We start from the raw sequence: 13,000 nt of genomic DNA, 5'->3' as shown, positions 1-13,000 counted from the left end.
CTAGCCTTCCTTCTCGATCGTAGTTAAGCAATCGCGTAGGATAGAACCATACTCGTATTTGCCTGGACAAACGAAGGTACATAACGCTAAATCTTCTTCATCAAGTTCAAGCGCGCCCAATGAAATTGCACTGTCTAAATCGCGTGCAATTAAGTCACGTAATAATAGAGTAGGCAAAATATCTAGCGGCATTACGCGCTCGTAGCTACCAATTGGTACCATGGCACGTTTTGAACCACCTGTTGACGTTGTCATTTTGAATAAACGACTCGGCGCAAGGTGAGAAAGGAATGTACGCGTTACAGAGAATTTATCACTACCTGGTGCAATCCAGCCAAACAATTCTTTTTCGCGACCCTCAAGTAAAACAGATACTTGAACGTGGTAACGACCTAAGAATGCATGAACACCGTTTGAAATAGAACCTGATAGAACAGAACCAGAAATAACGCGGTTATCTCCGTCTTCTAGCTCACCAGCCACTAAATCATCCAATGAAGCACCTAATTGTGTTTTCACTAAACGTGGGTTTTTAACGCGAGGACCTGCAAGCGAAATAACACGATTTGTGTAAATTTCACCAGTAAGGAATAGGTGACCATACGCAATAACGTCTTGGTAACCAATATGCCAAACTTGTTTGCTAACAGAAACTGCATCAAGATGATGGATATGAGTGCCAACGAGGCCAGCCGGATGCACACCACCAAACTCATGTACTTCTACTTGAGCTATAGATGAGCTAGGAACTTGGCTACCTGCTTTTTTACACACAAATACTTTACCATCGGTCAAACGCGAAATAACAGCAAGACCCGCTTCAAATGCTTGCGCATTTTCGGCAATTATCACTGCAGGATCTGCAGCTAATGGGTTTGTGTCAGTTGCGGTCACGAAAATAGAACTAGGATTTGCATCCACAGCCGCTACTTTACTGAATGGGCGAACACGAAGTGCTGTCCATTGACCAGACTGGATAAGTACTTCTTTGGCTTTTTCACGCTCTAAGCTCGCAAGCTCGTCTGCTTTGAAAGAGTCAAAGGTGATTTGCTCACTGCCTGCTACTTCAATAACAACAGATTGCAGCACACGTTTAGCACCACGATTTATTTCTTTTACTGTGCCAGAAGCTGGAGCAGTAAATAGGACGCCTGGGTTCTTTTTATCTTCAAAAAGTACCTGGCCTTTTTTGACTTGGTCATCCACACGAACATGCATGGTTGGACGCATACCGATAAACTCTTCGCCAAGCACAGCTACACGTTTGACAGCAGAACCGTCATGTATAACTTGCTGTGGCGCGCCCTCTAAGGGTAAATCCAGACCTTTTTTTATATTGATCATACGCACTTGCATTACATTAAAGGAAAGAAACTGAAAAATCGTATCAACCACGTCGCCATTTGAGTTATTCCAAGTTATATCAAGGTACAAAAGAGCAGCTTGCTAGAAATATCAAACAAGCAACGTAGTAAAACTCATCACATATTGTCGAGATTTTAACATCATTTTAGATGACTATGCGAGTGTATTTATGAAAATTATACGACAGAAACACTTATTTAGTTTTGTTAAGTGATTTAAATAAAAATCAAGGTAGACCAAAGTGGTAGCCTAAGCAATTATCGTTCCTGATTTCATCGCAAATTAAACAAATCGCATAATACAAAAAAAGCCGCTATTGCGGCTTTTAATAACTAGGGCCTGTTGACCTTTCAGGATTAAAATTTGTTCAATCTAGGGGCTATTTAATCGCGGCGTGAGGTTTGTAACCTAGTGGGCTAAGTAAAAACCGAGCAACAAAGAGTAAATAGCCCCTAGGCAGAACCCTTTGGGCAGCGCCTGTTTGGCATTAATGCTACGTTATCGCCCATTTATGGGGAATAACCACACTACATAGGCTCTGCCTTGCCTAAATACCAAACAGACTGCTGCAAATTTAAACTCGAAAGATAAACAGGCCCTAAGTTCTGTTAGTCAATCATATTAGCAATTGGCTTAACTGAATCTATGTCTTGATCGTAGTCAACACCGTCTATACCAAAACCAAATAAGCGTAAAAACTCATTATGGTAACCAACATAGTCTGTTAGCTCATCAATGCTGCTTGTATCAACACTATCCCATACAGCTTGAACGCGTGCTTGCACATCGTCTTCTAGCTCTTTATAGTTTTGGAATAAATGCCCACCGTCGTCAAAGCGAGGCGATTCACCATATAGGTTTTCACTAAATAATGCGTGAATTTGCTCAATGGTGCCTTCATACGTGCCATCTGCTTTCATAACTTTAAATAAAGCAGAAATATATAACGGCATAATAGGAATAGCAGAACTTGCTTGTGTCACTACTGCATTAAGTGATGAAACATACGCCTCACCATTTAAATCTTTTGTCGATTCTTTAATAGCAGCCGTTGCACGGTCTAAATCTTCTTTAGCTTTACCAATAGTAGCGTGTCCGTATATTGGCCATGTTAGCTCTTTACCAATATAAGTATACGCTGTAGTTTTAAAGTTATCGGCTAATACATCCGCTTCTTTTAATGCGTCAATCCACATTTCCCAATCTTCACCACCCATTACTTTAATAGTGTTGTCGATATCGTCTTGATTTGCAGCTTCAACAGTAATTTCATCAATTTCACGCTTTGATGTATTTAAATTTTTAGTGGTTACTGCATTACCTATTGGCTTAAGTGTAGATGAGAACACTTCGCCTGTATTTGGATCAGTACGACGAGGAGACGCTAGGCTGTAAATAATACAATCTACTTTACCCAAATCTGCTTTAATAGTGTCGATTGCTTTTTGCTTGATTTCGTTAGAAAACGCATCGCCATTAATATTTTTAGACCAAAGACCCGCTTCGTCTGCAGCTTCTTGAAAAGCAGCGGTATTGTACCAACCAGCAGAACCTGTTTTACGATCTGTACCTTCTTTTTCAAAGAAAATACCTAATGTTTTAGCACCACCACCAAACGCAGCAGTAATGCGCGATGCCAAGCCGTAGCCTGTTGATGCGCCAATAACTAATACATTTTTTGGTGCACTTTTTAATGCGCCTTGTTGTTTTACATAGTTAATTTGTTCTTGAACATGCTCTGCACAACCAGCTGGGTGTGCGTTTGTGCAGATAAATCCACGAATTTTAGGCTTAATGACCATTGATCATCCTATATCTTTTACAATAAAAATTAGCGCTAGTTTAAAGGCTAATACTAAAAACACTGATCTGATCAGTTAAACACTCATCAAATACTCTAAAACATTACTTAGCTAATTTTAGAGCCACCCATACAATTGGGTGAATCAGGCGCTTCGCCGCCCTGCTCTGCATACTCATCGGGTGTATATGTATGAATAGCGAGTGCATGAATATGATTTGCTAACTCATCTTTTAAAATTTCATTAATTTCGCGATGACGTTGTAATAAACGCTTACCCGCAAAATCTTCGCTAACCACTACTACTTTAAAGTGTGATTCAGTGCCCGCACTGTGCATATGGCTTTCGTTAATCACGTTTAAATGTTTACACGCAATGGCGTTGCTTATTTTTTCTTGGATCTGTTGCTGCATTGACATAAAAAGACCGTTTTAATTAGCTAATTTATACACTTACTATAACAATTTAACGCAGCGATTGGCTAACTAAATTGCTTTTGCTTAATGTGCTTTATAAATCGGTAAGTTAAACTTATTCGCGGATGCGCAAGCGTGGTTTGCTTAGGTATTGCATGTTGATAATCTCGTTGGCTATGTCCATTCATTATTAAACAGCTGCCACTTTGTAATTTTAAGTCGGTTACTTTATTGCTCGCCTTGTGCTTTAACTTTAAAACCCTATCAGCTCCTAGAGAGACACACACAATTGTTGGTTTATCACCAAGCTCTATTTCATCATCGCTGTGCCATCCCATCGTATCATTACCATCTCGGTAATAATTAACGAGCAATGAGTTTAGAGGCTGGTTTAAATGTGCTTCTAAACGCTTTCGCATATTAAGTAACAATTCATCCCATGGTTCTACTATTTGCTTACTACTTGAATAGCCGTATTCAATATTTAAATCACTCATGAAGCATTGAAGTCGTGGAATAGGCCCCGTTTTGCCATAAACGGTTACATCGGGTTGCTGCCAACGTAGGTTTTTTTGCAAATAATAAAATAGATCGAGGCTTTTTTGTGCACTAAGTGCCCTACTTTGATAAGAAAAGCCATTTGGTAACTGTTGGGGGTTGGCGTTTTGCCGTTGCATGTTAGAATTTACCTACATTAGATTACTGATCAACGAACCATTATGACGACGCAAGCCCAGCTAGGCGATAAAACCTTTACTCTTGAACGCTTTCCATTGGATCAAAAAAACCGCAGCTTACAAGCGTGGGATTCGGCAGATGAGTACCTTATCAATTATATTAACGAACATCACCCAGATTGTCGCTCATTGCTTATTTTAAACGATAGCTTTGGTGCACTTGCTTGTTATTTTAATAAGTTAACGGTTTGTTCAGTTAATGATTCTTATATTAGCCACCAAGCTGCGGCTTATAACTTACAAGAAAACAAGCTGCCTACAGCAGAGTTTACGCAAGTAGATAGTTTGTCGGCATTACCAGAGGATGTAGATTTAGTACTTATTAAAATCCCTCGTAATGTAGGTTTTTTACAGTTCCAATTAAGTGAACTTAGTGAAGTACTTGCACCTGGTACACCAGTAATTGCCGCAGGTAAAACAAAAGAAATTCATAATTCAACAATAAAATCATTTGAGCAATTTATTGGTGAAACAACAACAAGCCTAGCAGTTAAAAAGTCTCGCCTTATATTAAGCACAGCTAAAGGCGGATATAAAGCAGCAGACTTCCCTATAACATGGGAGCTTGAAGGTACTGAGTTTAATATAACAAATCATGCAAATGTGTTTTCGCGTGATTCGTTAGATATTGGTGCGCGCTTCTTTTTTAACTACTTACCAGAAACACCTAAAGCTAAAAGCATTATTGATTTAGGCTGTGGTAACGGCGTTGTTGGATTAATGACGCTTGCTCGTTGCCCTAATGCATCAATTACCTTTGTTGATGAGTCTTACATGGCAGTAGAGTCAGCCCGGTTAAATGTAGAAATTAACCTAGGCGATAAGTTTGATAACTGTGAGTTCATCGAAAACGATTGTTTAACAGGCTTTGAAAGAGACAGTGTGGATATGGTGCTTTGTAATCCTCCATTTCACCAAGCTCAAGCTGTTACCGATCACATTGCTTGGCAAATGTTTAAACAAGCAAAAGATACTTTAAAAGAAGGCGGCGAGCTGCGTATTATTGGTAATCGTCATTTAGATTATCACGATAAATTAAACCGTATGTTCGGAAACTGTAAGTTGTTAGGCTCAAACAAAAAGTTTGTCGTTCTAAGTGCAACTAAAAATAGTGGAATGCTATAAATGAAATTAACAAACATTATAATTGGGTGTTGTGTATTACTAATACTTGGTGGCTGTGCGAATCAGCCTAGCCAAGTAATACTCAATCCTGTTTATAAAAGTGGTCAAATAAGCACTATAAATAGTAGCTTAAGCACCAGTGTAATTGATTTACGTGGCGACTCATCAACACTTAAACTTATTGAATCAGACAAAACTAAAACCTTTGCAAGCCAAGGTCTTACTGAATCAGTTAAAAGTGTTTTAGACAGCGCCCTTAGCCGCAATGGTGCCAGCATTTCTAACTTGGCAACTGTTCGCTTTGAAGTAGATATTCATGCACTGCAGGCTGTTGTGACCGAAAAACTTGTGAGCCATACCAGCGAAGCCCATATAGAGCTTGGCGTGCGCGTTATTCGCGCCTCAAGTAATTTTAGTAAAGTGTATAGAGGCAGTGCGAATTTAGAAGGCCCGTTTAGTCACGAGCGAGCAAAAATAGAAGGTCAGCTCAATAAGTTGACTGAGCAAATTATTACCCGCATTGTATCTGACCCTGAATTAATAGAATTTTTAGAAGGTTAACTATGAAACGACTTTTTTTAATCTGCTTAGGCCTATTTTTTAGTGTAAGTAGCTTGGCAGCCCAAGAAGGCCGCTTTGTTCAAAAAGATAATATTTTTCCACGCGTCGAAATCGTAACGACAATGGGCAGTATTGTTGTTGAACTGGACCGTTCAAAAGCGCCTATTACGGTCAATAACTTTTTAACTTACGTGTCAGATAAGAGCTATCAAGGCAGTGTTTTTCATCGTATTGAGCGCGATGTAGAAAACGACCGCGACTTTGTTATTCAAGGTGGTGGTTACGATAAAGATTACGACGGCTTACACGAAAACGATCCTATTTTTAATGAAAGTGGCAATGGTTTAAAAAATGATATGTATAGCATTGCTATGGCGTATCAAGACCGTGAACCTCACTCGGGAACACGCCAATTCTTTTTTAATATGGATAACAACGATCACTTAAATCCAAGGAAAGATTGGGGTTTTGCAGTATTTGGTAATGTAATGGATGGCTACGATACCCTTGATAAGATCATGGCTGTTGAAACAGGGTTTAATGAAAAGATTGGTTACGATTTTGTTCCTAAAAAACCGGTGATCATCTTAAATATTAAAATGCTTGAACAAGTTCCACTGTAATTTATTTAAGAGCAGCTTAGCTGCTCTGCATCAAAGCCAATGAAGGCCCTATGAGCAAATCTCTCTCTATTAGCGAATATTTTTCTTACTTTAAAGACAAACGCTTAATCCATATTTTTATATTTGGTATGAGTAGCGGCTTTCCGTGGGTATTAATTGGCTCTGTTATGTCGGCTTGGCTAAAGGATGAAGGGCTAAGCCGCAGCATGATTGGCCTATTCGGCATTGTATTTGGCGCTTACAGTATAAATTTTTTATGGTCGCCTTTAATCGATCGTACAAAACTCCCTATTTTATATAAATGGCTAGGCCAACGTCGTAGTTGGATACTATTTTGCCAGAGCTTTATTTTTATTGGCACCTTATTATTAGCTGGGCTTGATTTAAAAGCTAATTTAGCAATTGTTGCTGCAATTTGTTTGTTAATTGCCATTGCTTCTGCAACGCAAGACATTGCTATTGATGCATTCAGAATAGACACACTTAAAGCAAACGAATCTCACAAAACAACAGCGGCAGCCGCTATGGCAACATCTGGTTGGTGGACAGGTTATGCGCTTTTAGGTGCAATTCCATTTTATATGGCTGATATCCCCTCGCTCGACTGGCCACAAATTTATTACTTTTTAGCTGCTGTAATGCTGCTGCTAATGAGTGGAGCATTGTTTGCAAAAGAGCCGGAATCAAATAGAGAAGCGGTACATGCCGAGCTTGAACGTGTGTACCTTGAAAAACTGTCCTCTACAAAACAAACTCCTCTTACAAAAACTGTTGCGTGGCTCGCGGTAACCGTTATTGATCCCTTTAGAGCTTTTTTTACTAAAAATGGCGTTAAAACGGCACTGGCATTACTTGCGTTTATTTTCTTATTTAAAATAGGCGAAGCGTTTTTAGGGCGAATGTCGATTGTTTTTTATAAAGAAATTGGTTTTAGCAATAGCGATATAGCTACATTTTCAAAGGTAGGTACTGCCGTACTTACAATCATATTCACCTTTGTTGGCAGTTTATTTAATCAAAAATATGGCATTGTTAAGGGTTTATTTGTTAGTGGCATTGCGATGGCGGCCTCAAACTTAGCCTTTTCGTGGATTGCTTTAGTTGGCCCTGATTTAAGACTGTATGCCTTTGCTATTGTTATTGATGGGTTTACGCAAGCATGGTCGCTGGTCGCTATGGTGGCCTTTATATCGATGTTATGCGATAGAGCATTTAGTGCAACACACTATGCATTACTGGCGTCATTAGGGAATTTAGGACGAACGTTACTTTCGAGCTACAGTGGTGTAGTAATTGATGATTGGTTAATGGGAAATTGGTCGCTGTTCTTTGTTTTAACAGCCTTGATGGTTATACCTTCGCTGATATTTTTATACCTGATTAGGCATAAACTATATGAGCTTGAGAAAAATTATCATAAAAATATTTAATGCATCCCTGCATTAACATATTGCTTAGCACTATCAAGTGCCCCTTAAAGTGTACTAAGCAATGTTTGAGTTAATCTACTTTTAGCAAGCTAAGTGCTTCATGTGGATCAACTTCTAGAGCTGTACAATAACGAACAAACTCAATCACATCTAAACGGCGTTCTTGATTTTCAATCTTGCCGATAAACGAATGAGGCGTTCCCAGCACTTGTGCTAGGCTTCGCATTGTATGACCCTTTTCGTGGCGCTTACTTTTAAGCCACTTTGTTAGCTTTGCATTTTCTTCAGAAGAAACTGTTTTGCCCATCATTTTACATCTCCTACTAGATGATTTGACGTACCTATTAAAGCAGTAGTCTCTATCAATAGCTGTAGGCAAGTAAGCAGTCATACCATATTTTCAATAGCAAGCTATTGCTTAACAAAGCATGTGTTGCTACTCACTCCACCAATATAGCTAAAAAACTACGCTAATAATGTGGTAAAGATTTGTTTTTATTGAGAATGAAATTTTGCCCGTCTCATTCTTGGATACATTATATACTATTAACACTTTGGTTAAATAACTAATTACATACTCGGTACAAATATGAACACGAGTGAATATTTATAAACACTGAATATTGACCTAAGTACTCAAAAAGTATTAATAAATTAATTTCTAGTTATAAAATATTTAAATGAATTTTTATAACAATTTTGTTCCAATTTATCGTCACATGTTTATGATTAAGCAATAATTAGCACCAAAAAGGCCGAATAATGTTCAGACTTCTTTTTTTATTACCGATTGTGTTGTGCTTGGGTTGGTACTTTTTTTTGCGCCACAACGGCGTACCAATTAAGCAAGGCAAAAAAGGCTTCATATACATTTTAGCGTTTTCTGCTTTTGTACTTGGCTTTTTTGTATTGATAATGCAAATAACCGAATATGCCCCAACCGATTTGTAGGCATTAAAAAAGCCGCAAAAGCGGCTTCATTCTATTTAGCGTTTGGCTGTTAAACGCTAAAGCTTGCACCACAACCACAGGTTGTTGTTGCATTAGGATTAGATACAAAAAAGCGTGCGCCTTCTAATCCCTCAGTGTAATCAACTTCACCGTCAACCAAATATTGAATGCTCATTGGATCGATAACGAGTGTTACACCATTTTTTACAATTTCTAAATCGCCAGGATTCGCTTTTTCATCAAAAGTAAAACCATATTGAAAACCAGAACAACCACCACCTGTTACATAAACACGCAGTTTTAAATCTGGATTTTCTTCTTCGTCGATTAACTGTTTAACGCGAACAGCAGCTGCATCGCTGAACTTAATTGGTAATTCTTCAGACATTTTAAAACCCTCAATATCGCAATGGCGTGATTATCTAATACCCGAGTGTTTTAATCAAGTATAGTAAAACAACTCTTTACTCTAAGTTATACCTATAAATTAGTAAAAAAGTGGCTAAACATTAGCTCACTAAAATAATACTTAAGCAAACTAAAAGCGACCCTTGTAAACTATAAATTCATTAAAAATTTTAGTTATAAAAAATAGGTCTTAATCTTTACTGCAAATTGTTAATATAAGTTACGAAAAATTCAAAATCACAAGGACTTAACTAAACTCTTTTGCTAAAATGCTGCTGAAAAATGCGGCGAGGAAATAATGCATGTGGCTTGAGCAACTCAGGCGTCGACTGGCAAAACCTAAAACATCTGTACAATTATGCTTATTAGGCGTAATTGCCGGATTAATTGCTGCATTTTTTATTATTTTATTTCGCTTAACTATTTTGTTTTTTCAAAGCTTATTTTTGGAAACACCTGACGACTTTACTACCCTACCGACTCTTGAACGCGTTTTAATGCCATTAATAGCCGCATTTTTAATTGCGTGCTTTGCTGCATTTACTGGCTTTAAACATTACCGTTTAGGCATTCCTTTTGTTATTCATCGTATTAAACGCCATTACGGGCAAATGCCTTTATACAATACGGTTAATCAATTTGTTGGTGGCGCACTTGCACTCATTAGCGGTTTTTCGGTTGGCCGAGAAGGGCCTTCCGTACATATGGGCGCAACAGGTGCGAGTATTTTAGCGGATAAACTACATTTACCGCATAACGCCATGCGTACTTTAAGTGGTTGCGGCGTTGCAGCAGGTATAGCCGCTTCGTTTAATACCCCACTTGCAGCCGTTATTTTTGTAATGGAAGTGGTACTTCGAGAATATAAAGTACACATATTTGTGCCAATCATGCTTGCTGCTGTTACTGGTGCACTCGCTACGCAGTTTGTTTTTGGTGAAGGCTCTGAACTTGCACTCATTACAATAGCGCCATTAAGTGGTTGGCATTACCCTTATTTAATATTATGCGGTATGGCGCTGGGCGCTATAGCATTTAGCTTTAATCAAAACTTAATGCTAATTATTAAAACATTTAAACCTTTAAGTATGTTTCCTCGTTTACTAATCGCAGGCTGTATTGCCAGTTTAATAGCTTACGCAGTGCCTCATGCTATGGGTTCTGGTATGAGTGCGATTACTATCGCGGTTGAATCGCCTGATAACGTAAAGCTGCTTACTACCATTTTAATCGCTAAACTACTTGCCACATTGTTTGCTATTGGTTTGGGTATTCCTGGTGGTTTAATTGGTCCTGTAATTGGGCTTGGTGTATTAATTGGGACATTAATGGCCTTTTTTGCTCAATATATTAGCCCGGGTACTGATATTGCGGGTACGTATGGGGTTTTAGGTATGGCTGGATTATTAGCGGCTACACTGCATGCACCACTTGCTGCATTAACAACAGTAATGGAGCTTACATCATCACCTGAAATAATCGTTCCTGCGATGATAGTTATAACCACTGCATATGTAACTGCATTACAATTTTTTGGAAATCGCTCCATATTTTTGCAGCAATTAGATTTTCAGGGATTGCCGTACCATGTATCTCCCGCTACTGAAGCATTACAAAAAGTGGGAATAATGGATGATATGGATGAAGACTTTAAATTGCTTTACTCAGACGATAAAGAGCAAATAAAAAATACGCTTGATGCCATGGATAGCCAAACACCCTTGATTGTTTTTGACGAAGAAAATGGCTATCGCCTCGCTGAATACGATTTAACGCTAATGTCTGATGAAGCAATAAATATAAATTACATTAGCTTGCAGGGCATCAGCAGCCAAGCCACCCTAGCCGATGCATTCGATATACTAAAAGATAAAAGAAGTGGCGCGCTTTACGTTTATAACCTTTTAGATAATCAACAAATTATGGGGCTATTACGCTGGGATCAAATTCATCATATTTTAACCATTCGTAACAGCTTACTTTAAGCAATAAGGACTATTATGAGCGCATTATTGATTTATAAAACACTCCACATATTTTTTATGATTGCGTGGTTTGCCGGTATTTTTTACTTGCCTCGATTATTTGTATATCACGCAATGAGCGAAGAAAGATCATGTAACTCTATGCTTAAAGTTATGGAGCGCAGGTTACTTTATTTCGTAACCCCATTTGCTGTTTTAACGGCTGTATTTGGTGTGTTAACCATTGTTGAATATGGTCGTGATTGGTTTAAATACAGTATGTGGCTACATTACAAACTTGTACTGGTAATTATTTTATACCTATACCACGGCTACTGTTTTAAGTTATTAAGTGACTTTAAACATGACCGAAACACTAAAACAGACCGCTTTTACCGTATTTTTAATGAGCTCCCTGTTATTGCGCTGCTCATCATTGTGGCACTTGCGGTAATAAAACCTAATTTATAAGCGTTTCGGTGCATGTTAAACTGCGCTGCAATTTACAATACTTGCTATAACACGCGCGATTGCGTGCTCCATTTATGGATTATCGCGCCCATTTGATTGATTAGGAATTACCCCATGTTAAGTTTCCAAGGCGAACATATACTGTCTGTAAATCAGCTAGACAGAGACTGCATTGAACGTATTTTTGCAGTAGCTAAAAAAATGGAGCCTTATGCTAAAAAACAAAAGCAAACAACGGTGCTTAAAGGCGCTATTTTAGCTAATTTGTTTTTTGAACCAAGTACTCGCACGCGAGTTAGCTTTGGTACAGCCTTTAACTTACTAGGCGGTGGTGTACGTGAAACTACAGGTATGCAAAGCTCAGCGCTTGCAAAAGGTGAATCACTTTACGATACCGCGCGCGTTATTTCAGCTTACGCCGATGCTGTTGCTATGCGCCACCCCGATGCAGGCTCAGTAAGTGAATTTGCTGATGGCTGTACTGTGCCAGTTATTAATGGCGGCGACGGCCCAAATGAGCACCCGACTCAAGCATTACTTGATTTATTAACCATTGAGCGTGAATTACACCGTTTTGATCAAAATATTGATGGCATGCATATAGCGCTTGTGGGTGATTTAAAATATGGTCGCACAGTGCATTCTCTATCAAAGCTATTGTGCCATTATAAAAACGTAAAGTTTTCGATGGTCGCGCCTGATGGCCTACAAATGCCAACGAGCATTTTAGATGCCGTAGAAAATGCAGGACACAAAATTGAGCTAGTGAACAAGATGGAAGGTAATTTAGCCGCCGATATTGTCTACCAAACACGTATTCAAGAAGAGCGTTTTCCTTCACAAGAAGAAGCAAATAAATACCGTGGCGGTTTTAGAATTAGCCAATCTATTTACAGCGCTCATTGCAAACCTAACTCTGTGTTAATGCATCCGTTACCACGTGATAGTCGCTTAGAAGCCAACGAGCTTGATAACGACTTAAACAGTAACGACAATTTAGCAATATTCCGCCAAGTACAAAATGGCGTATTAATTCGTATGGCACTGTTTGCTTTAACACTCGGCGTAGAAAATAAAGTCGATAAGTATGAAGTGGACGTACCTTGGTTTAGCCGCAAACGCGACAGCTAAACCCTCTTTAAGTGAC

At 38.7% G+C, this 13,000-nt stretch carries 14 protein-coding genes; 8 read left to right on the top strand and 6 right to left on the bottom strand.

Annotation, left to right across the window (positions count from 1 at the left end):
• The 4 genes from I6F43_RS05940 to I6F43_RS05925 form a co-directional block, all read right to left on the bottom strand.
• Positions 1-1,344, bottom strand: a complete 1,344-nt coding sequence (locus tag I6F43_RS05940) for a Na(+)-translocating NADH-quinone reductase subunit A (RefSeq protein ID WP_010555190.1) — start codon at positions 1,342-1,344, stop codon at positions 1-3.
• Positions 1,345-1,973: 629 nt separating this feature from the next.
• The gene (fabV, locus tag I6F43_RS05935; RefSeq protein WP_165726552.1) at positions 1,974-3,167 is read right to left on the bottom strand and encodes an enoyl-ACP reductase FabV; all 1,194 of its coding nucleotides are present in this window, start codon (positions 3,165-3,167) and stop codon (positions 1,974-1,976) included.
• 107 nt (positions 3,168-3,274) lie between these two features.
• Positions 3,275-3,586, bottom strand: coding sequence for a BolA family protein (locus I6F43_RS05930; RefSeq protein WP_024589282.1), 312 nt, complete (start codon positions 3,584-3,586; stop codon positions 3,275-3,277).
• A 62-nt stretch (positions 3,587-3,648) separates the two neighbouring features.
• The gene (locus tag I6F43_RS05925; protein WP_024589283.1) at positions 3,649-4,260 is read right to left on the bottom strand and encodes an alpha-ketoglutarate-dependent dioxygenase AlkB family protein; all 612 of its coding nucleotides are present in this window, start codon (positions 4,258-4,260) and stop codon (positions 3,649-3,651) included.
• 42 nt (positions 4,261-4,302) lie between these two features.
• Here I6F43_RS05925 and I6F43_RS05920 point away from each other — a divergent pair, with 42 nt between their 5' ends.
• The 4 genes from I6F43_RS05920 to I6F43_RS05905 are packed head-to-tail and all read left to right on the top strand — an operon-like array spanning position 4,303 to position 8,059.
• Positions 4,303-5,445 carry a methyltransferase gene (locus tag I6F43_RS05920; RefSeq protein WP_197101438.1) on the top strand — a complete coding sequence of 381 codons (1,143 nt, stop codon included), beginning with the start codon at positions 4,303-4,305 and terminating at the stop codon, positions 5,443-5,445.
• Complete coding sequence (locus tag I6F43_RS05915; RefSeq protein ID WP_197101437.1) at positions 5,446-6,006, top strand: YajG family lipoprotein; 561 nt, start codon at positions 5,446-5,448, stop codon at positions 6,004-6,006.
• Between the two features lie 2 nt (positions 6,007-6,008).
• Positions 6,009-6,629 carry a peptidylprolyl isomerase gene (locus I6F43_RS05910; protein WP_197101436.1) on the top strand — a complete coding sequence of 207 codons (621 nt, stop codon included), beginning with the start codon at positions 6,009-6,011 and terminating at the stop codon, positions 6,627-6,629.
• Between the two features lie 50 nt (positions 6,630-6,679).
• Positions 6,680-8,059: an AmpG family muropeptide MFS transporter gene (locus I6F43_RS05905; protein ID WP_197101435.1), complete on the top strand. Its 1,380-nt coding sequence runs from the start codon at positions 6,680-6,682 to the stop codon at positions 8,057-8,059.
• A gap of 70 nt (positions 8,060-8,129) precedes the next feature.
• On the opposite strand, the gene I6F43_RS05900 is transcribed toward I6F43_RS05905, so the two are convergent.
• Positions 8,130-8,369 (bottom strand): helix-turn-helix domain-containing protein, encoded by a 240-nt coding sequence (locus I6F43_RS05900; RefSeq protein ID WP_007584874.1) that lies wholly within the window; start codon positions 8,367-8,369, stop codon positions 8,130-8,132.
• A 452-nt stretch (positions 8,370-8,821) separates the two neighbouring features.
• Here I6F43_RS05900 and I6F43_RS05895 point away from each other — a divergent pair, with 452 nt between their 5' ends.
• Entirely contained in the window at positions 8,822-9,010 is a 189-nt protein-coding gene (locus I6F43_RS05895) for a hypothetical protein (protein ID WP_010555198.1), read from the top strand.
• 49 nt (positions 9,011-9,059) lie between these two features.
• Here the strand turns inward: I6F43_RS05895 and erpA are convergent, their stop codons facing one another.
• Entirely contained in the window at positions 9,060-9,398 is a 339-nt protein-coding gene (gene erpA, locus I6F43_RS05890) for an iron-sulfur cluster insertion protein ErpA (RefSeq protein WP_002958911.1), read from the bottom strand.
• Between the two features lie 322 nt (positions 9,399-9,720).
• Between erpA and I6F43_RS05885 the strand changes: the two genes are divergently transcribed.
• From I6F43_RS05885 to I6F43_RS05875, 3 genes are all read left to right on the top strand, one after another.
• Positions 9,721-11,403: a chloride channel protein gene (locus I6F43_RS05885; RefSeq protein WP_197101434.1), complete on the top strand. Its 1,683-nt coding sequence runs from the start codon at positions 9,721-9,723 to the stop codon at positions 11,401-11,403.
• A gap of 15 nt (positions 11,404-11,418) precedes the next feature.
• Positions 11,419-11,853 (top strand): CopD family protein, encoded by a 435-nt coding sequence (locus tag I6F43_RS05880; RefSeq protein WP_007584864.1) that lies wholly within the window; start codon positions 11,419-11,421, stop codon positions 11,851-11,853.
• 114 nt (positions 11,854-11,967) lie between these two features.
• Complete coding sequence (locus I6F43_RS05875; RefSeq protein WP_007584862.1) at positions 11,968-12,984, top strand: aspartate carbamoyltransferase; 1,017 nt, start codon at positions 11,968-11,970, stop codon at positions 12,982-12,984.
• Positions 12,985-13,000 lie beyond the last annotated feature (16 nt).

Source organism: Pseudoalteromonas sp. NZS71_1 (assembly GCF_015864305.1).
Lineage (GTDB): Bacteria > Pseudomonadota > Gammaproteobacteria > Enterobacterales > Alteromonadaceae > Pseudoalteromonas > Pseudoalteromonas arctica.
Note: the sequence above shows the minus strand (reverse complement) of the source record. Positions and strands in the feature narration are given on the sequence as shown.

What these genes read in the sequence shown, in the direction of transcription:
- I6F43_RS05900 (WP_007584874.1), bottom strand. Translation starts at nt 8,369, where the DNA reads ATGATGGGCAAAACAGTTTCTTCTGAAGAAAATGCAAAGCTAACAAAG.
- I6F43_RS05930 (WP_024589282.1), bottom strand. Translation starts at nt 3,586, where the DNA reads ATGTCAATGCAGCAACAGATCCAAGAAAAAATAAGCAACGCCATTGCG.
- I6F43_RS05875 (WP_007584862.1), top strand. Translation starts at nt 11,968, where the DNA reads ATGTTAAGTTTCCAAGGCGAACATATACTGTCTGTAAATCAGCTAGAC.
- erpA (WP_002958911.1), bottom strand. Translation starts at nt 9,398, where the DNA reads ATGTCTGAAGAATTACCAATTAAGTTCAGCGATGCAGCTGCTGTTCGC.
- I6F43_RS05915 (WP_197101437.1), top strand. Translation starts at nt 5,446, where the DNA reads ATGAAATTAACAAACATTATAATTGGGTGTTGTGTATTACTAATACTT.
- I6F43_RS05940 (WP_010555190.1), bottom strand. Translation starts at nt 1,344, where the DNA reads ATGATCAATATAAAAAAAGGTCTGGATTTACCCTTAGAGGGCGCGCCA.
- I6F43_RS05920 (WP_197101438.1), top strand. Translation starts at nt 4,303, where the DNA reads ATGACGACGCAAGCCCAGCTAGGCGATAAAACCTTTACTCTTGAACGC.
- I6F43_RS05895 (WP_010555198.1), top strand. Translation starts at nt 8,822, where the DNA reads ATGTTCAGACTTCTTTTTTTATTACCGATTGTGTTGTGCTTGGGTTGG.
- I6F43_RS05880 (WP_007584864.1), top strand. Translation starts at nt 11,419, where the DNA reads ATGAGCGCATTATTGATTTATAAAACACTCCACATATTTTTTATGATT.
- I6F43_RS05905 (WP_197101435.1), top strand. Translation starts at nt 6,680, where the DNA reads ATGAGCAAATCTCTCTCTATTAGCGAATATTTTTCTTACTTTAAAGAC.
- I6F43_RS05925 (WP_024589283.1), bottom strand. Translation starts at nt 4,260, where the DNA reads ATGCAACGGCAAAACGCCAACCCCCAACAGTTACCAAATGGCTTTTCT.
- I6F43_RS05885 (WP_197101434.1), top strand. Translation starts at nt 9,721, where the DNA reads ATGTGGCTTGAGCAACTCAGGCGTCGACTGGCAAAACCTAAAACATCT.
- I6F43_RS05910 (WP_197101436.1), top strand. Translation starts at nt 6,009, where the DNA reads ATGAAACGACTTTTTTTAATCTGCTTAGGCCTATTTTTTAGTGTAAGT.
- fabV (WP_165726552.1), bottom strand. Translation starts at nt 3,167, where the DNA reads ATGGTCATTAAGCCTAAAATTCGTGGATTTATCTGCACAAACGCACAC.